General features: G+C 31.6%; 19 protein-coding genes. 9 read left to right on the forward strand and 10 right to left on the reverse strand.

The annotated features are described in order from the left end of the window. Position 1: 1 nt before the first annotated feature. From J3S90_RS06130 to J3S90_RS06165, 8 genes are all read left to right on the forward strand, one after another. The gene (locus J3S90_RS06130; protein WP_210645463.1) at positions 2-1579 is read left to right on the forward strand and encodes a vitamin K epoxide reductase family protein; all 1578 of its coding nucleotides are present in this window, start codon (positions 2-4) and stop codon (positions 1577-1579) included. A 325-nt stretch (positions 1580-1904) separates the two neighbouring features. Continuing rightward, positions 1905-2066 (forward strand): hypothetical protein, encoded by a 162-nt coding sequence (locus J3S90_RS06135; protein ID WP_210645465.1) that lies wholly within the window; start codon positions 1905-1907, stop codon positions 2064-2066. Positions 2067-2188: 122 nt separating this feature from the next. Continuing rightward, entirely contained in the window at positions 2189-2380 is a 192-nt protein-coding gene (locus tag J3S90_RS06140; protein ID WP_210645467.1) for a hypothetical protein, read from the forward strand. A 338-nt stretch (positions 2381-2718) separates the two neighbouring features. Next, entirely contained in the window at positions 2719-2904 is a 186-nt protein-coding gene (locus J3S90_RS06145) for a hypothetical protein (RefSeq protein ID WP_210645469.1), read from the forward strand. Between the two features lie 284 nt (positions 2905-3188). Then, complete coding sequence (locus tag J3S90_RS06150; RefSeq protein WP_210645471.1) at positions 3189-3344, forward strand: hypothetical protein; 156 nt, start codon at positions 3189-3191, stop codon at positions 3342-3344. Between the two features lie 77 nt (positions 3345-3421). Beyond that, entirely contained in the window at positions 3422-3607 is a 186-nt protein-coding gene (locus tag J3S90_RS06155; RefSeq protein ID WP_210645473.1) for a hypothetical protein, read from the forward strand. 103 nt (positions 3608-3710) lie between these two features. Then, positions 3711-5903 (forward strand): peptidase domain-containing ABC transporter, encoded by a 2193-nt coding sequence (locus J3S90_RS06160; RefSeq protein WP_210645474.1) that lies wholly within the window; start codon positions 3711-3713, stop codon positions 5901-5903. A 4-nt stretch (positions 5904-5907) separates the two neighbouring features. Then, on the forward strand, positions 5908-7203 hold the full coding sequence (locus J3S90_RS06165; protein WP_210645477.1) for an HlyD family secretion protein: 1296 nt from the start codon (positions 5908-5910) through the stop codon (positions 7201-7203). Here J3S90_RS06165 and J3S90_RS06170 read toward each other — a convergent pair. The 3 genes from J3S90_RS06170 to J3S90_RS06180 all read right to left on the reverse strand — a co-directional run bounded on the left by J3S90_RS06170 (position 7200) and on the right by J3S90_RS06180 (position 9116). Next, a complete protein-coding gene (locus tag J3S90_RS06170; protein WP_210645479.1) occupies positions 7200-7907 on the reverse strand; it encodes a tRNA1(Val) (adenine(37)-N6)-methyltransferase in 708 nt (235 codons plus the stop codon). The two genes, J3S90_RS06165 and J3S90_RS06170, sit on opposite strands and share 4 nt — an antisense overlap. Positions 7908-8018: 111 nt before the next feature. Then, positions 8019-8543, reverse strand: coding sequence for a ribosome maturation factor RimM (gene rimM / locus J3S90_RS06175; protein WP_210645480.1), 525 nt, complete (start codon positions 8541-8543; stop codon positions 8019-8021). A gap of 15 nt (positions 8544-8558) precedes the next feature. Beyond that, positions 8559-9116 (reverse strand): 30S ribosomal protein S16, encoded by a 558-nt coding sequence (locus tag J3S90_RS06180; RefSeq protein WP_188049482.1) that lies wholly within the window; start codon positions 9114-9116, stop codon positions 8559-8561. A gap of 473 nt (positions 9117-9589) precedes the next feature. Between J3S90_RS06180 and J3S90_RS06185 the strand changes: the two genes are divergently transcribed. Next, entirely contained in the window at positions 9590-9952 is a 363-nt protein-coding gene (locus J3S90_RS06185; protein WP_121924530.1) for an RNA recognition motif domain-containing protein, read from the forward strand. Positions 9953-10145: 193 nt separating this feature from the next. Here J3S90_RS06185 and leuB read toward each other — a convergent pair whose 3' ends face one another. The 7 genes from leuB to leuC all read right to left on the reverse strand — a co-directional run bounded on the left by leuB (position 10146) and on the right by leuC (position 19677). Beyond that, on the reverse strand, positions 10146-11207 hold the full coding sequence (gene leuB, locus J3S90_RS06190; RefSeq protein ID WP_188049483.1) for a 3-isopropylmalate dehydrogenase: 1062 nt from the start codon (positions 11205-11207) through the stop codon (positions 10146-10148). Between the two features lie 45 nt (positions 11208-11252). Next, positions 11253-12719 carry a DUF6770 family protein gene (locus tag J3S90_RS06195; RefSeq protein ID WP_210645481.1) on the reverse strand — a complete coding sequence of 489 codons (1467 nt, stop codon included), beginning with the start codon at positions 12717-12719 and terminating at the stop codon, positions 11253-11255. 32 nt (positions 12720-12751) lie between these two features. Beyond that, the gene (locus tag J3S90_RS06200) at positions 12752-14236 is read right to left on the reverse strand and encodes a DUF6770 family protein (RefSeq protein ID WP_210645482.1); all 1485 of its coding nucleotides are present in this window, start codon (positions 14234-14236) and stop codon (positions 12752-12754) included. A 24-nt stretch (positions 14237-14260) separates the two neighbouring features. Next, complete coding sequence (locus J3S90_RS06205; RefSeq protein WP_210645483.1) at positions 14261-15559, reverse strand: M48 family metalloprotease; 1299 nt, start codon at positions 15557-15559, stop codon at positions 14261-14263. A gap of 73 nt (positions 15560-15632) precedes the next feature. Further along, entirely contained in the window at positions 15633-17153 is a 1521-nt protein-coding gene (locus J3S90_RS06210) for an alpha-isopropylmalate synthase regulatory domain-containing protein (RefSeq protein WP_210645484.1), read from the reverse strand. A 335-nt stretch (positions 17154-17488) separates the two neighbouring features. Next, entirely contained in the window at positions 17489-18085 is a 597-nt protein-coding gene (leuD, locus tag J3S90_RS06215; RefSeq protein ID WP_210645485.1) for a 3-isopropylmalate dehydratase small subunit, read from the reverse strand. A 197-nt stretch (positions 18086-18282) separates the two neighbouring features. Beyond that, the gene (gene leuC, locus J3S90_RS06220) at positions 18283-19677 is read right to left on the reverse strand and encodes a 3-isopropylmalate dehydratase large subunit (RefSeq protein ID WP_210645486.1); all 1395 of its coding nucleotides are present in this window, start codon (positions 19675-19677) and stop codon (positions 18283-18285) included. Positions 19678-20092: the final 415 nt, after the last annotated feature.

Raw genomic sequence — 20092 nt, forward strand, 5'->3', positions numbered from 1 at the left:
TATGATAAATCTAGTTCAGAAGTTTTTAGAGATTACCAATTATTCAAATCAAAAGGAAGCGTTCGAAGATCTATTTCAGTCACATCCTAATTTTCCAAGTTTATTTGCAATAACCGATTCACTAGATTTATTGTCTATTGAAAATATGGCAGTCAATATCCCGAAAGAGCATTTTATTGAATTACCAGATTCTTTTTTGGCTATTTTTAATAAAAGTTTAGTTTTAGTATCAAAAACATTAACTATAGTTAGTACCCTCAACGAAAAAGGTGAAAAGCGAAATTTTTCATACACTGAATTTATAAAAGATTGGAGTGGAGTAGTTGTTGTAATTGAACCAAACGAAATTATTCTAAACAAGAAGTCTGGTATTAATTTAAAACTAGTACAGTATGTTTTACCTGCTTTAGTTATAATTGGGAGTTCGTTTTTTTATAATAACTATACTTTTTATGATTATTTTTTGCTTTTAACAACAATTGTTGGATTATTTTTTAGCATCCTTATTATTCAGGAAAAATTGGGTTATAGCAACGATATGGTCTCCAAGTTTTGCAATGCTAGTTCCAATACTTCGTGCGAATCTATTATTAAGTCTAGTAATGGGAGGATCAATAAATGGCTTAGTTTTTCTGATTTGCCGGTGCTTTTTTTTGGTATAAGTCTTTTGTCTTTAGTCTTTGAGCCAAAAAATTCAAGTGTAATAATTGGGTTCATTAGTGTTTTTTCTCTTCCATTAATCGGATATACTTTATGGATTCAGAAAATACAATTAAAAAAATGGTGTGTTTTATGCTTGATTATATCATCAATTATTTTAATGCAAAGTTTAGCATGGTTCTTTGTAATTGAGCCTAATACAATCGAAACGCTTTCTTTTCCTTTTATATATTTCATTTCATCAATTTTAGTATCCTCTTTTTGGTTTACGATAAAACCATTTTTAGAAGATAAAATTAAAATAGGAAAATCTATAAAGGAGCTGACAAAATTTAAAAGAAATTATATGATTTTTGATTTCTTGTTGCAAGACATTCCTTCTCTAAAAGGATTTGAAGATTTGAAAGGATTAACTTTTGGTAATAAAGAAGCATCTCTTAAACTTACTTTAATTCTTAGTGCAAGTTGCGGTCATTGTCATACAGCATTCAAAAATGGATTTGAACTGGTATCTAAATATCCTGAAAAGATTTTTTTAAATATTTTGTTCAATATTAATCCACAAAATAAAGATAATCCATACACAACTGTGGTTGAGAGTTTATTAGCAATTAATGATATTAATCCCAGCAATATGGAGGAAGCAATTACAGATTGGCATTTGAAACAAATAGGCTTAAAAGTCTGGGAACAAAAATGGAAAGTCAAAAGCATAAGTAATGAAGTTAAAGAAGAAATTCAGAAGCAGTACGATTGGTGTCTTCAAAATAAATTTAATTATACACCAGTGAAAATTGTAAATAATAAATTATTCCCTTCAGAATATGAAATTAACGAATTAAAATATTTCTTTAATGATTTTGACTTAGAAAGAGAGTTTTTTCATGTTGCTAATTTAGGTCAAGAAGCAGGCAGATAAGGTTATATTTTATAAATTAATTACCCATTTACATTATTTAAAAACTTATGTAACTAAATTTTAAAACTTTTTATTATGTTAAAAAATATTGTAAATCTTCAAGTAGTTAAAAAATAACTTCAATTGAAAAAAAGAAAATTAATGGAGATTTTCATGGTGTAGAAAGCTGCTTTTTATCAACCGTTTGTGGCTCTGCTGAAGGATTACTATGCATGAATCCAAATGATTCTATTTGTAATTAAACAAATAGTACTATAGATTTTAGACAGAAGCCCTAACTGTCTTAAATGATTGGGGTATTAACCAAATTTTAAAATTTTATATTATGTTAAAAAACATTTTAGATTTAAAAGGTGCTCAGGAATTGACCAAAAATGAGCAAATATCAATTAGTGGAGGTAATGCTCCTGATTGTTATGACCCACAAACTGAAACTTATTTATGCCCTGTTCGTATTGGCAGAGAATGGTTTTGTAATCCATGCTAAAAAACAATAATTTTCTTTTCATTAGATGAAAAGTAATGAGGGTTTTAAAACTGAATTAAAGACATAATGCCTTTTTGTCTTAAAATAATGAAGGTACTAACCAAATTTTAAAAGTATAAATTATGTTAAAAAACATCTTGAATTTAAATGGTGCTCAAATATTATCAAAAAATGAGCAAAAGAGTATTAAAGGAGGAATCACTGTAGAAATGGCTGAATGTATTTCTAACGGATGTGTTATGCAAACTAATTCACCTGGTATTGGATGGGAAAGTGGCTGTGGAGGATCTAAAAGAATTTGGTGTTTGTATTAATTGTTTAAATATACAATAAAATTTTATTAAAGATTTCTATTCTTTTAATTTTAAAAACTTTAGTTATGTTAAAAAACATCATGAATTTACAAGGAACTCATAAATTAACCAGAAATGAGCAAAAATCAATCAATGGCGGGCGATTAGCTTGCGATTCAATGCACTTATGCCCAAAAGGTCAATGTTGTGTTAAAGGCACTTGTTGGCTTTGTATTGAATAGAATTGATAATTTATCTAATTTTATTTTTTGCATGAAAGAATGTAAAAAATTATTTTTTAAAATAAATCATAATTATCGTTTTAAGATAATTATTGTAAAAACTTTAAATCTGAAACTATGTTAAAAAATATTTTAAATTTAGAAGGTGCACAGGAATTGAATAGCAAAGAGCAAAAATCTATAATTGGAGGCAATGCACCAGTTTGTGAAGAGGGTTACACAGCGAGAAGATGTCCGAAATCTGGTAATACTCCAGCTTATTGGAATTGTGTGCCAAATTACTATAATGATGCATGCTATTAAAAAGTTTTTAATTTTTAAATGCGACTTAAAACGTTATTGTAGTACTTAATTTTATAAAATTATTGTCATTTTAAAAAACATTTTAGATTTAGATGGAGCTCAGCAATTAACCAAGAATGAGCAAAAATCAATTAACGGAGGTAATAGTAGCCAAGGTATGTGTTTTGTTAATGGCAATTGGATACAAGTAGATTGTAATATAAAATGTCCAGGAGGAACTCGACCTTTTTGTATTGCAGAAGATTAAGTAAAGATTATTAACCAAAATTTTAAGACTTTAGATTATGTTAAAAAGTATATTGAATATTAAAGGTACTCATGAATTGACAAAAACGGAGACGAAAAGTATTAATGGTGGTAAAGCTCCAGCTTGTTGTTTAGATTGGAATCCAGCCAAACGAATTTGCTCTAGATGGGATCAAAATTGTTTAGGAAATTAAAGATTTTCTATACTAGACAATAGTCCCAATTGTCTTTAAATTATTGGGAATGACTTGAAAATTTAAAACTCTATATTATGTTAAAAACCATTTTAAAATTACAGGGAGCTCAAGAATTGAGTAAGAGTGAAGCAAAAAGTATTAATGGAGGTGTGACCGAAGAATGTAGTAGGGCTATAAGTACTGGTTTTGCTCTATTTAAAGGCGGTAAACCATGCCCATTAGATTACTATTCTTTAGGAGGATGTTGCTGGCCAAGTTAAAAATTAGTTGTATCTAATAGAGAGGATTTTATCCTCTCTATTATTTTTTATAAGAATATAAAATTATTCAATTATATTGTGGTTTTAAAAATTAGATCTAAAATTGAAAAAATTCCCCAACTACTTACAAGCAGACAATAAGGACTGTGGACCTACTTGTTTAAAAATTATTTCTAAACATTATGGTAAAACAATAAACATTCAAGATTTACGTGATTTTAGCGAGACCACTCGTGAAGGGAGCAACCTCTTATTTTTAAGTGATGCTGCAGAAAAAATTGGGTTTAGAACTTTGGGTGTAAGGCTAAATCTTCAAAGATTAGAGGAAGCGCCTTTACCCTGCATCCTACATTGGAATAAAGAGCATTATGTAGTACTTTACAAAATTAAAAAAGAGAGTTATTTTATTTCAGATCCAGGTTTTGGACTCATTGAATACAGTAAAGAAGATTTTATAAAATTTTGGATCGGTAATAATGCTAGTGACACTACCGAGGAAGGCATTTCTCTACTATTAGAACCTACGCCAAAGTTTTTTCAGTCGGAATTTGATAAAGAGGAAAATAAAGGTTTTGGGTTTGGTTTATTAGCTCAATATGTATTGAGGTATAAGTCATTTTTAATGCAATTAAGTGTCGGCTTATTGGCAAGCAGTTTATTGCAGCTTATATTCCCTTTCTTGACGCAAAGCATTGTAGATGTTGGTATTCAAAATCAGAATATTCATTTTATTTATTTAATTCTATTTGCACAACTATTTCTATTTGCTGGGAAAACAGGATTAGAACTTATCAGAAGCTGGATATTATTGCATCTTTCAACGAGAATAAATATCTCTTTAATTTCAGATTTCTTTATTAAATTGATGAATTTGCCAATATCTTTTTTTGATGTGCGGATGACTGGTGATATTATGCAGCGTATAAATGATCACCATCGAATAGAAAGAATCCTTACTACTTCATCACTTAATGTGTTGTTCTCTGTAATCAACATGTTTATTATGGGAGGTGTACTTGCTTATTATAACTTTCAAATATTTTTTGTATTTTTTGCCGGAAGTTTACTTTATTTTGGTTGGATCACGCTATTCTTAAAAAGAAGAGAAATATTAGATTATAAACGATTTTCAGAAATCTCACAAGAGCAAAGTAAGGTTATAGAGCTCATCAACGGAATGCAAGAAATTAAGCTTCATAATGCTGAGAAGCAAAAACGTTGGGGTTGGGAATATGTGCAAGCTAGATTGTTTAGGGTATCCATAAAAGGGCTTGTTTTAGAGCAAACACAAACTATAGGTTCATCTGTAATTAATGAGCTAAAAAATATTTTTATTATATTCCTATCTGCAAAACTTGTTATTGATGGTTCTATTACTTTAGGGATGATGTTAGCGATCAGTTCGATAGTTGGGAGTTTAAATGGACCTATAACCCAATTAATAGAATTTGTTCGCGAAGTGCAGGATGCAAAAATTTCCTTATCACGTCTATCTGAAATTCACGACAAGGAAGATGAAATACAACAAGAAGTTTATCAAAATAATAATATTCCAAAAGATGCTGACATTGTAATTAAAAATCTTTCTTATCGATATTTAGGTTCCGACATTCCAGTTTTGGAGAATTTAAATTTAACCATTCCAGCTCATAAGGTTACTGCAATTGTTGGAGTAAGTGGAAGTGGAAAAACAACATTGATGAAGTTACTGCTTAAATTCTATGAACCAGATAAAGGTGAGATTGTTTTAGGAAATAATCAGCTAAAGAATATTTCACAAAAAGCATGGAGGACTAATATTGGAGCAGTTATGCAGGAAGGATTTATTTTTAATGACAGTATTGCTAATAATATAGCTGTTGGCGGAGATATCATTGATAAAGAAAGATTAGTATATGCAGCAGATGTTGCTAATATTAAAGACTATGTTGCAGGTTTGCCATTGGGTTACAACACTAAAATTGGTTCAGAAGGAACGGGAATGAGTACAGGTCAAAAACAAAGATTATTAATTGCTAGATCCGTTTATAAAAACCCTGAGATGTTGTTTTTTGATGAAGCAACATCGGCATTAGATGCGAACAATGAAAAAGAAATTATGGGTAAACTCGATACTTTTTTTAAAGATAAAACAGTTGTAGTTATAGCACATCGCTTAAGTACAGTTATGAATGCAGATCAAATTGTAGTTTTAGACAAAGGAAAAATTATAGAAATAGGAAGTCACTCTGCATTAGTCGAACAAAAAGGAAATTATTTTGAATTAGTTAGAAATCAGTTGCAATTAGGGAATTAGTACTATGATAGAAAATAATACATCGTTTGAATTGCGTAGTGAAGAAGTTCAAGAAATTTTAACTCGAGTACCACATTGGATGATTCGTTGGGGAACAGTATTAGTGTTTATAATCATTATAATGCTTTTTTGCTTGTCATGGTTTATTAAATATCCTGATATAATTACTACTCAAGTTGTAATTACCACAAACATTCCACCAGAAAAATTGGTGGCGAAGTCATCGGGTAGAATTCAGTCTATTCTAGTAGCTGATAAATCAATTATAGCTGCAAATACGCCATTAGCAATAATTGAAAACCCTGCTAATTTTAAGGATATGTTTTTATTAAAGAGTGTTTTAGATACATTTAAAATAAATAATAAAGAAAGTAAATTTCCTTTTTATTTGTTAAAAAACGTACAATTGGGTGATGTTGAAAGTGCTTTTTCTATTTTTCAAAAAGATTTAATAGCTTATGAGCTTAATTCTAATTTACAACCTTATCAAGTAGAAAATAAAGCAAACACTTATGAGAACGTAGAACTTAAGGAACGATTAAATCTATTGCAACAACAAAAACAAATTAATGAAACGGAATTGCAATTGCAAAAAAGTGATGTAAATCGATTTGAAATCCTATTTAATAAAGGAGTCGTATCGGCACAAGATTATGAAATTAAAAAATTAGGATACCTCCAGTCTGAAAAAAATTATAAAGGTTTATTAAGTAGTATTTCGCAATTAAAATCTTCTTTAATAGGTAATGAAAAAAGCACGGAAGGGGCTAAAATTAGTGGTAAAAAAGAAGAAGTAAATTTAGAGAGTAATAGAATTCAGTCCTTTTATCAACTTAAAAAAGTTATTAAAGATTGGGAATTAGCCTATGTGTTAAAATCATCTATAGCCGGTAAAGTTACTTTTCTCCAAATATGGACAACTAGTCAAACAATAAAAGCGGGGGACAATGCTTTTTCTATAATTCCAACATTTGAAAATGGATATATTGGTAAGGTTAAAGCGCCGGCACAAAATTCAGGAAAAATTAAGATTGGACAAAAAGTAAATATTCGATTGGCAAATTTTCCAAATAAGGAGTTTGGTGTTTTAAATGGAGAGGTTAGAAATATATCACTTATGCCAGACGCTGAAGGTAATTTATTGTTAGATATTTCGCTTCCCAAGAGTTTAAAAACTAACTACAATAAGAAAATACCTTTTCAACAGGAAATGTCAGGGTCTGCTGAGATTGTTACTGAAGATTTGAGATTGTTAGAAAGAATATTATATCAGTTTAAAGATATTTTTAAGGCGAATTAAAATTTCAAATAAAAATCCTTAGTTAGTTCAATATATTCTGGCGTGTAAGCGTGTCTAGCAGTTTCAATAATTAATTCATCAATAGCGAAATCTAAAATTTCTTTACGGCTAAATGCCAATAAAGTACGCTTGGTTTCTGAAGTTGGTGTTCCTTTTACACGCGTAATTTTGAAAGGATATAATTCATATTCTTTGGCTAAAGCCAAAAAACTATGCTCTTCTTTAAAGGGTATAATTACCGAAAAAACTCCATTTTCAGATAATAATAAATCCGCAGCCTCCAGTAAATCTTCAAAAGGCATCGCATCTGCAAACCGCGCTAAATCTCTTTGTTCATTATCCGTTTTGTAGTCTTCGGTGTAAAAAGGAGGATTCGATACAATTAAATCGTATTCATCTTCTGGTTCTTCTACAAATTCATCTAAACCTGCATGATAGCAAAATATACGATCACTCCAAGGGGAATTTTCAAAGTTATCTACAGATTGCTCATAAGCATTTTCGTCAATTTCTAAAGCGTCAATTTGCTCTGCATGGCTTCTTTGTGCAAGCATTAGAGCGATAACTCCTGTTCCTGTTCCAATATCTAAAATACTATAAGGATTGTTGCTTATTGGTGTCCAAGCACCAAGCAAAACACCATCAGTCCCGATTTTCATCGCGCAGCGGTCTTGATTTACAGAAAATTGTTTGAATTGAAACAAAGTGATTGAATATTGAGGATTAATAGATAGTGACCCGAGCGTTAGCGAACTGGCAAAGCATTTTAGATTTTATAAAACAAATTGCTACTAACGATCCACTTGTCATTTTCTCTAAAGATACATTTCAATAAGTCCCTCAGGTAAATCCATGATTACTTTTTTGTTTTCTCGGTCAATTTTCACCAAGAAATGATCAATCATAGGGATAAGAATTTCAACTTCACCATTTAAAACTTCAAAAAGAGGTTGGGCTGTAGTGTCATTAATAGATTCGATTTTGCCAACTACACCAAGGCGTTTGTCTTCGACTTCAAAGCCTATTACTTCGTGAAAGTAGAACTTGTTACCTGTAAGTTTAGGCAACATTTTTAATGGAAGATACAAGTCGTTGCCTATTACAGCATCAGCGTCTTCTTCGGTATTCATATCCTCAAATCGGATTCTGAGGAAATCATTCTTGTGCAAAGAGCTACTTTCAATAAAAAATGGAACCAAGTGTTTGTTGCATTCAACAAACACTGATTCCAAATTTTGATATAACTCAGGTTCGTCCGTATCTAAATAGGCAAGAACTTCCCCTTTGAAACTAAATTTTTTAGCGATTTTACCTAAATAGAAACAATCTTCTTTACGCATTTCTCGCTATTAAAATTATGCTTCAGTTGTTTCGTTATTTTCTTCTGTAGCAGGAGTTTCTTCAGCCGCAGCTTCAACTTCTTCTTCTACAGCTGGAGTTGCAGCAGCAATAGCATCTGCTTCAGCTTGTGCAGCTGCAGCTAAACGTTTTGCATTTACATCTTGTTCTGCTTTAAAAGCTTTTGCTTTAACATCAGCTTGTGCTTTAGTTAAACCATCTTTCTTAGCATCAACTTTTCCAGATTTTGCGTCTAACCAAGTCGCCAATTTTGCGTCAGCTTGTTCTTGAGTTAAAGCTCCTTTACGGATACCACCATCAAGGTGATGTTTCAATAAAGCTCCTTTGTAAGAAAGAATCGCTTTTGCAGTATCAGTTGGTTGAGCACCATTGTGCAACCATTTTACTGCAGCATCAAGGTTCAAGTCGATAGTTGCTGGGTTTGTATTTGGATTGTAAGTACCAATTTTTTCTAGGTATTTACCATCTCTTTTTGAGCGTGCATCTGCAGCTACAACCCAGTAAAAAGGTTTTCCTTTTTTACCGTGTCTTTGTAATCTAATTTTTACTGACATAATCTTGTGATTAAATTTTGAGGTACTCGACCTCGATTAATTAAGGGTGCAAAGATACATTTTTTATTGATATCTACTAATTCGTGCTGTGTTTTAATTATGAAGGGCTGATTAGTAAAGATCAAGTATTGTTTTTATATTACTTTTTATTTTTAAGTACTCTTACTTTATTTACAGAAGTCTTTTTTGGATTTAGATTTTTTAAATCGTTTTGATAAATGCTAGACTTTTAATTTTAAATTGATCTATTTAATAAATGGGATCTTAAATTTAGAACTTGGTTACGCTAAATTATACTTTCAATATATAAAATTTATCAATAGTTCTTTTTTAATGGTTATAGTTTTTCTAAATTTTTTGTTAAATATGCTGTATTTTTCGCATGAATTTAAATAAAAATCATAAATAAGCTAATATATAGTAGATTACGAATTAAATGCACTACATTTGTTGTATTATTTAAATAAGTACATATGAATATTTTTGTTGGAAGCCTTCCATTCAGTATTGAGGAAGCAGATTTAAGAGAGTCTTTCGAGGCTTACGGAGCAGTTGATTCAGTTAAAATTATTACTGATAAATTTACAGGAAGAAGTAAAGGATTCGGTTTTGTTGAAATGGCAAATGATGACGAAGCTCAAAAAGCAATTGACGAATTGAACGGTGCAACTGTTCAAGGACGTGCAATCGTTGTAAACAAATCTGAGCCAAAACCAGAAGGCGAAAGAAGAAGTTTTAACAATAACAGTCGTGGTGGAGATTCACGCGGTGGTTATGGTGGTGGAAACAGCCGTGGTGGAGAAAACCGTGGTGGTGGAAACAGAGGAGGATATTAATATTTTTTTCTACAACTATAAAAAAAGGTGTCAATGCAAATTGACACCTTTTTTGTTTCTATGAATTTAATTTGTCTCGCTAAAACTATTTGGGTTATAATTCTACTCACTTTCGTGATTTGTAGCGATAGAATGAAATTTTATAAAAAAAACCATCCGAGTAAACGAATGGCTTTTATAATTTAAATATATATTAAAGATTAGCAACCAACCAATCGCCAACTTCGCTAGTTTTGTATGCTTTTGCGCCTTTAGCAACTAAATCTTCTGTTACAATTCCTTGTTCTAATGATTTATTAACTACGTTTCTAATGGCTTCAGCTTCCTCTTTCAAACCAAAAGCATCTTCAAACATCATCGCTGCAGAAAGTATTGTCGCCAGTGGATTAGCAATATTCAAACCAGTTGCTTGTGGATAGGAACCGTGAATTGGCTCGTATAATGAAGTGTGTTCTCCCACAGATGCTGATGGCATGAGTCCCATAGATCCTGAAATGACCGAGGCTTCGTCTGTTAAGATATCTCCAAATAAATTTTCTGTAATCAATACATCATAAGTGTTGGGCCATTGTACCAATCGCATCGCAACTGCATCTACAAATTCATACGAAACGGTAACTTCGGGATAGTCTTTCTCCATGGCCTGTACTGTTTCTCTCCATAAACGGGAAGTTTCCAAAACATTTGCTTTGTCTACACAACATAATTTTTTAGAACGTGTCATCGCTAGTTCAAATCCTTTTTTAGCTAGTCGTTGTACTTCAGCTCTTGTGTACACACAGTTGTCATATGCTGTTTCTCCTCCATCTCTTCGGCCTTTTTCTCCAAAATAAATTCCACCGGTTAATTCTCTTAAGAAGACTAAATCGGTTCCTTCGATACGCTCTCTTTTTAAGGGTGAATTATCGATCAAAGAAGGAAAAGTAAAGGTAGGACGTACATTGGCAAATAAACCTAATTTCTTTCGCATTAACAATAATCCTTGTTCTGGTCTTACCTTGGCTGTTGGATCATTATCATATTTTGGATGGCCAATGGCTCCAAACAAAACGGCATCTGAAGCCATACAAATTTCATGAGTTTCGTCAGGATAAGGTACACCAACAGCATCAATGGCACAAGCTCCTGTTAAGGCAGGTGTCCAAATAATTTCATGATTGAATTTTTTTGCAATAGCATCAGATACTTTTACAGCTTCATTTATGACCTCTGGTCCAATTCCGTCTCCGGCTAAAAGCGCTATTTTAAATTTCATGTTGGTGTAGTTTAGGTTTAGTTAATAGTTTTTGTCGTAAAGAATTTACTCTCGCTCATAATTTAGTTTCTCTAAGCGTATTTCCATATAATTCCCTTGCTTTTTTTGATCTTTATAGTATTCTGCAATCCCAACATAACCAGTTTTTGCAGGAAAAATGCTAATTGTACTATTATCATTACTGATGTTCATTTTTTGGACTACTTGTTTTTTAGATTTATAATAATAGTTTAGGATATTTAATTCCAGATCTCTATCATCAGTTTTGTCAAAAAAGAAATAAGCTCTACCAGTTGTATCTGGTAAACGTTGTGAGAAATCGTATTTGTATCCTTTTGTCTGTTTCACATTATATTCTACTGTTTTTATAGGATTAAAGTCTTTATCCATCATAAATGTATAGAGTTGGGTATAGGTACGACAATTACTTTTTTGCCAGTACGACTCCGCTAGAACGAAGAAAGTCCCATCAGGGTTTAAACTAGTTTTTTGAAAAGTTAAATAACCTTCTTTGCTCACTTTTCCACTTTTATTAATTTCTACATCTTTAAATTTTTCATAAGGAAGGTAAGTTTCTCTTGAGAGGGAGTTCGATTTAATATCAAAAACGGTTTGGTTTAAGCCAATTGATGCTAGGCTATTGTAATTATTGTTTTTGTTTTTTTCATAATATTTTCCTCCCATATATAGTAGACCATTTTGAATAAAATGATAATCAAAAATATGAGTATACTTTTCGCTAACTTCAGCAAAAAGTAATTCTTTACCTGTTTTAGAATCTAAAACAATATAATGTACAATTTTATGATTGTTGTCGTTATTTCCTTTGTATGCGTGACCTTCCATCAAAATGTAGTTGTCATCGGTGGCTAAAGTTTTGTATAAAATATATTTATCTTTAAAAACGTGACTACTAGTAAATTCCCAAATCGTTTCATTTTTAGTATCTACGGCATGGATTTTATTATAAAATGGGTCTTTATTACTTGCAAATAACCTTCTCTCATTGATTAAAAATCCATTTTTGCCTAAAGAGGAAGTATTAAATAAAGACCTACTATTGTTTTTATATTCTTTTGATATTGCTTTTATTTCAGGATTGTAAATACCAGTATTAACAATTGTATTTGTTGTTATATTAAGTGTGGTATAGGCTTTAAAATTTCTAGATCCGCTTATAAAAACATTATAAAAATCAAATCTAAGCAAGCCGTTAGCATAATTAATGTCATCTAAAATTACCTTTGTACTTTTAGCGTCGTCTGCTTTTTTTTGTTTTATTTCTCCTGAACAAATTTTGTTCATGTTTTTATCTAAGACTATATACTTAAAAGTGACATTTAAATTTTCATCCGTATTCATTTCTCGTAATTCTACATAACCAAACAAATCTGTATTTTCGTAAAAAGGATCAAAAGAAACAAAATCACCATCAGCTTGTTTGAGAACGGAGTAGGATTGCCCAAAACTAAATTGAGTTATAAGAATAAATAGAAATATAATTTTTTTCATAAAGTAATTTTTTGTTTTATTTTCTATAACGGTTACTCTCGGTCATAGTTTAGTTTTTCCAAGCGTATTTCCATATGTTTACCACTTTTCTTGGGTTTTTTAAAATATTCAGCAATTGCGACATAACCTGTTTTTGCTGGAAAAACAGAAATTACACTGTCGTCGTTGGTGATTGGTATTTTTTGAATGACTTCTTTTTTAGATTTATAGTAGTAATTTAAGATGTTTAATTCCAAATCTTTATCGTCGTTTTTGTCAAAAAAGAAATAAGCTCTGCCGGTTTTATTTGGTAAAATTTGAGTAAAATCATATTTATATCCTCTAGTTCGTTTCACATCATATTCAACAGTTTTAGTAGGATTAAAATCTTTATCCAATGAAAAAGTGTAAAGATTGGTATAGGCGCGGTACGTCTTTTTTTGCCAATACGACTCGGCTAAGATTAAGAAAGTGCCATCCGGATTTATTCCTCTTTTTTGGAAATTTAAATATCCTTCTCCTCGAACCTTTCCGTATTTGTTTATTTTTAGATTAGGAAATTCACTGTAAGCTACATATTTATCCTGAATCACTTCTTTTTTTGTAAGATCAATTACGGTTTGATAAATACCTAAAGATTCATCAGAATTATATTGTTCTTTTTTATCTTTCTTGTAATAACAGCCACCTGTATATAGTTTTTCATCTAATAAATAAATGTATTCGCTGGTGATAGTATATTTACTTGTTTGTGGTAAATAAAGTAACTCTTTTCCGGTCTTAGCATCTAAAATCAAAAAATGAATATCTGCTTTCTTTGATCCTTTTGAAAAGTAACCTTTCAGTACGATGTACTTTTCTGAAGTACTGAAAACGGAATAATTTAAAATATATTTTTTAAATGAACGAGTGCTATTATATTCCCAGATTTTTTCATTTTTATAATTTACAGCATAATAAGTATCTTTTTCATTTGGCTTGCCTAAATCATAAAAATCATCTTTTTCGATTAAAAAGCCAGTATTCTGTAAATCGTAATTAGTATAGACATAGTTATCTTTTTTTCTATTTTTAAAAGTAAAATCTTGAACTTCGGTATTATACACTCCTTTACTTACAATGACATTTTCTTTAATGTCAACCACTTGATAGGTCTTAAAGAAATAATCTATATTTTGTGCGGAATATTGATAGGAGCCTAATGCGTATACACGTTCCGTGAAATCAAAACGTAAGTAACCATTATTAAAACTAATGTCATTTAAATCGCGTTTAGTTGCCTTGGGAGATTGTTTTTCTACAAGATCTCCGCTACATAATTTATTAAAGTTTACATCTAATACAATATATTTAAAGGTGACATTGCGCTGTTCGTCTATATTCATTTTTCGAACCTCGACATATCCGTACAGCGATTCCTTATCGTAAATTGGCTTAAAAGTCATTAGTTCTCCATCAGCTGAATTCAATATTGCGTAAGATTGTGCAAAGCTTACGGTGCTTAAAAGGAAAAGAAAGAATAAGTAAGTATTTTTCATAATTGTGATTAAAGTAATTTTGGATTATAGATTTTTATAGTCAGTTGCTAATTGTGTAAGTTCGCTCAGAGTCAAGTTAGACATAAAGCCGAAATAGTATTGCTGGCTTTTAGTGTGTGCTTTGGGATTTATAGATGGAATATAAGTGTTTATTCTCATTTCCTTTTTTGCTTTAGCCAACGCTTCTAGATTAGCGGCAATGATCTTATTTAAGAAAATGTTTTTTGGATCTTTTTCTTTTTGTTTCAAACAATTGTACAAACTTTCTCCATAGTTTTCAATGTAATAATCATTATAGATCTGCTCGTATTCAATTCTTTTTTTTAAGTCAGTAAAGAATATTTTATCAGTATAAAAATCTTTTTTCTTCGTTCCAATTTTGCTGCTTATTCTTTCTATTCTTTCATCACAATTCGGATGGGTTTTTAGCGAGTCGATATTCCAATTAAAAATATGATCTTTTGAATAATTGTATTTAGAAAAATCTTCCATTACAATCCAATCTTTAAGAAACGGTTGATTTTTGGTAGTAAAATTTTTAACGTAACTTTTTCTACTTAAACTATCTCTTTCTGTATCTGTTTTAGAAAGATGTTTTAATAAATCAACACTTGAGGCAGAATTGTAATTGGTGTTTTTGTAGAAAACTAATCCCAATGAATCAGCTTGAAATTCATGATAACGAGATTTGTACTTGCCGTCGTACACATATTTTTTTACAAGTGCATCCGATTTAGTTTGTTTGTTGTATTTTGATTTTCTAATCTCTTTTTCAGCTTTTTTATTTTCATCACTGTTTTGGGCAATGATCGATTTTTGAATACTCGTATCCCGATGATTTAAAACATAATGTGCTATTTCGTGAGACAAAACAAATCCTATTTCTGCTTCGTCATTTAAATATTTTAAAAGTTCCAAATTAAAAATAATAGTACCATCTCCTATGCTAAAAGCGTTCGGTTCTGAATTCCTAGAAAAATATGCTTTGATTTTTTTATCAGCTAAAACAGGATTGTTGCTGATGATTTCGGTAATAATTTTATCAATGTAGCTTTGTATTCTATCATCAAAGTAGAGTTCTTTTTTGTCAATTTTTCTTTTTATGTATTCAAATTGGTTGGTATAACTTTCTTGAATTTCTTTACTGGTATTACCAGAATAGGCTTTCTTAATTTCTTTAATCTTTAATTTATGTCGATTTGAAAATTCTTCGATAAAAAGTTTACGTTTAGAAAAGGAAGTCGTATCAAATGGAGTATAATTTTGGGCATGACCTGAAATAAATAATAAAATAGATAGAGTAGTAAAAAAATAGTATTTCATTTGTTAAATTTAGAATTTAAGAGCGCAAATATACTAATGTTTTATTTTTATTAAAATTTAATTAAGATTTTTGCTACAACATTACATTTAGCATTTTTTGTGTAGCAACAATCGCAGCAACGGTTTGGTCAGAGTCTAGTCCTCTTGTTTTAAATTCCTTTCCCTTATTTGTCCATGTAATGATAGTTTCACACAATGCGTCAGAGCTACTTCCTGGCGGGATTCGAACAGCGTAATCAATTAATTTTGGTAATTCTAGATCTTTGGTTTTATAAATTTTGGCTAAAGCATTCATAAAAGCATCAAATTGTCCATCACCTTGCGCATGTTCTTCAATAATTTCTCCCTCTATTTTTAAAGACAAAGTGGTCGAAGGTCGCATTCCTTTAGCATGAGATAAAATATACGATTCTACTACAATTCTTTCTTGATAAGACTGACTGTCTAAAACATCCGATATAATATAAGGTAAGTCTTCCTTGGTAACGGTTTCTTTTTTGTCACCCAATTCTATAATTCTTTGCGTTACTAATTTCAAATCTTCGGGATTAAGCTGCAAACCTAATTCTTGCAAATTTTTCTCGATATTGGCTTTCCCTGATGTTTTTCCTAATGCATATTTTCGTTGCCTGCCAAAGCGTTCAGGAAGCAAATCATTAAAATATAAATTGTTTTTGTTGTCACCATCCGCATGAATTCCCGCTGTTTGAGTAAAAACATTATCACCAACAATAGGTTTATTAGCTGGAATTCTATAGCCTGTAAATGTCTCTACCAATTTACTCACAGAGTACAAAGAACACTCTTTTACACTCATTTCTATTTCTGGCATAAAGTCATTGATAACCGCAACAGTACTTTCAAGAGGAGCATTTCCAGCACGCTCTCCCATCCCGTTTACCGTTACATGAAGACCATTTATGCCTGCTTTTACAGCTTCCATCACATTAGCAATACTTAAATCATAATCATTGTGTGCATGAAAATCAAAATGCGTATCAGGATATTTTGCGTTTATTTGAGAAATAAAACTGAAAGTTTCTGAAGGAATAAGAACGCCTAAAGTATCAGGAAGTAAGATACGTTTTACTGGTTGTTGCGTCAAAAAATCTAAATACTGAAAAACATATTCCGGTGAATTACGCATTCCGTTGCTCCAGTCTTCTAAATAAACATTAGTGTCAATATTATTTGCTTGAGCCAATGCAATGGTTTGAGCAATCTCCTCAAAATGTTGTTCGGGTGTTTTCTTTAATTGATGCGTTAAATGATTTAGCGAGCCTTTCGTCAATAAATTTTGAACCTTAGCTCCCGAATTCTTCATCCATTCAATAGAAAGACCACCGTCAACAAAAGTCAAAACCTCAATTCTATTGCTATATCCTTTCTCTTCAGCCCACGCCATAATACCTTTTACACCTTGAAATTCGCCTTCGCTAACACGTGCCGAAGCAATTTCGATTCTGTCAACATTTAATTCTTCGAGTAATAATTGTGCAATGGTTAGTTTTTCTGCAGCCGAGAACGAAACTCCAGAGGTTTGTTCCCCATCTCGAAGTGTCGTATCCATTATTTCAATTTTTCTTTTTCCCATTATGGTTTTCGTATTGACTTATATTTTTTTGGGCGTGTCACCAATAAAAAACGGCAAAAGCCACTTTATCGTTAGCCGTTTTTTTATTGCTGTCGGGCTTTCCGCTACAATCTTTTTTATAAAATTTGCCAAAAGGCTGCATTTTATAAAAAAGGATTTCTACTGCAATCCCTCACTCGAACTCGTAACAGCATAACAAATCAAGATTTATTATTTTTATACAGTAATAAAACACCACTATTTATACCTTTATAATTGATGTTTTTTTGAATAGGAATCAATGTATTAATCAACAAGGCAAGAGATAGATAGTAAATAGTGCTGCTTTGTAATTTTTAGTACGGCAGTTTATCCGCAAATTCTACTATTTCCTCTTTTATGTTTTGTAGATAATCAATATCATCAAAACCATTAATCATATTTTCTTTCTTATAACCAGAGAGGTTAAACGTTTCTGTTTCCCCTGTTTGTAGGATTTTAATTGTTTGCTCAGGAAGGTTTATTTCTACTGCTGTTTTAGGATCAGCTTCAATTGCAGCAAAGATTTTATTAGAAAATTCAGGGCTTACTTGAACGGGCAAAACACCAATATTCAAGCAATTTCCTTTAAAGATATCGGCAAAAAAAGAAGAAACTACTGCTCTAAAACCATAATCGTAAACCGCCCAAGCAGCATGCTCACGAGAAGAACCCGAGCCAAAGTTTTTTCCGCCAACAAGAATTTTTCCAGAGTAAGTTGGATTGTTCAAAACGAAATCTGCTTTTTTCGATCCATCAGGATGGTAGCGCCAATCCCGGAAAAGATTATCTCCAAAACCGACACGCTCTGTTGCTTTCAAGAAACGAGCTGGAATAATTTGATCTGTATCTACGTTTTCTATTGGTAACGGCACTGCGCTACTGGTAAGAATATTAAATTTATCGTAAGCCATGGGAATTTTAGATTTTAGATTAACGATTTTAGATTGTTGATTTCTGCGAAGAGACCTATTTTTAATCGCTATTTTTTATGTAATATATTGTAAAATGTCACTTTAATAAAAAATTTAGTATTCTAACGAAATCTGAAATGCTACGCCAATTCGCTAGCGCTCGGGTCAAAAATCGTTAATCTACATTCTTAAATCTTTTAAAAAAGCTCTCTCGGATCTGTCAATTTTCCAGTAATTGCCGCCGCCGCCGCCATAATTGGGCTCGCCAACAATGTTCTTGAACCCGGACCTTGACGACCTTCAAAATTTCTATTGGAAGTGCTTACTGCATATTTTCCAGCCGGAACTTTGTCATCATTCATCGCTAAACAAGCTGAACAACCTGGCTGACGTAATACAAAACCTGCTGCTGTTAAAGTGTCTAATAAACCTTCTTCCTTGATTTGAGCTTCAACAACATGTGAACCGGGAACTAACCATGCGGTTACATTATCTGCTTTTTTACGACCTTTTACAATTTCTGTAAAAGCTCTAAAATCTTCAATACGTCCGTTGGTGCAACTTCCTAAGAAAACAAAATCAATTGGTTTGCCAATCATGACATCATTTTCTTCGAAGCCCATGTAGGCTAATGATTTTTTATAGGTTTCTTCCCCGCCTTCTACTTGGTTGGCTTTTGGAATGTTTTTTGAGATACCAATTCCCATTCCCGGATTTGTGCCATAAGTAATCATGGGTTCGATGTCTTCTGCTTTAATGTTTAATTCTTTATCAAAAATTGCATCAGCATCAGTCTTTAAAGTTTTCCAGTATTCAACAGCTTTGGTCCACGCTTCTCCTTTTGGAGCATATAATCGTCCTTCAAGGAAATCGAATGTTTTTTGATCTGGAGCAATCATACCGCCACGAGCACCCATTTCGATACTTAAATTACAAACCGTCATCCTACCTTCCATAGACATGTCTTCAAAAACATTTCCAGCGTATTCAGCAAAATATCCCGTTCCACCAGAAGTGGTCAGTTTAGAAATAATGTAAAGAGCAACATCTTTTGGACCAACACCTTTACTCAAAGTTCCATTTACGTTGATCCGCATTTTCTTTGGTTTAGGTTGCATAATACATTGTGTGGCTAATACCATTTCTACTTCCGAAGTTCCAATTCCGAAAGCAATCGCTCCAAAAGCACCGTGTGTCGAGGTATGAGAATCTCCGCAAACGATTGTTGCTCCGGGTAATGTAATTCCGTTTTCAGGTCCAACAACGTGAACAATTCCGTTCTTTTGATGCCCTAAACCCCAATGCGAAATGCCGTATTCGGCAGCACTATCTTCTAATGCTTTCAGCTGATTCGCTGATAAAGGGTCTGCAACAGGTAAATGTTGATTTATAGTTGGTGTGTTGTGATCGGCAGTAGCAAAAGTGCGCTCCGGATACAAAACGGTAATTCCTCTTTCTTTTAAACCTAAAAAAGCAACGGGACTAGTAACTTCATGAATAAAATGGCGATCAATGAAAAATACATCTGGTCCATCATCAATTTTTCGCACCACATGCGAATCCCATACTTTATCAAATAATGTAGTACTCATTTTAACTGTTTTTTTTAAGTGTATTTCTTGATTTTACATCCCAATTATTTTATGGAATTGTAGTAATATAAGCAAATTTATAAAAACACATAAAGCAGCAAATTTCGATTGTTGATTATATACGATACCCAAACTAATTTTACGAGGTATTAGAGCTGCTTTTTTAATTTATGTTGTTTTGTGATGCTTTTTGTTTTGTCTTTAATTATTATAAATTTTTGTTCTATTGGCATGTAGTGTTTGTTTGATAATTTAGAGATTTGCTATAATTAGACTTGTTTTAAATAAAATTTTTGATAAATTAATAATATAACACTTTTTGATTAGATAATTCTTAGTCATTTTTATTTCTATATTTTCTCAATACATTACATTGATGTTTTTTGAAAATTGTATTATTAATTTATTTTTCGAG

This window comes from Flavobacterium flabelliforme (assembly GCF_017948675.1).
GTDB classification, from domain to species: Bacteria; Bacteroidota; Bacteroidia; order Flavobacteriales; family Flavobacteriaceae; genus Flavobacterium; species Flavobacterium pygoscelis.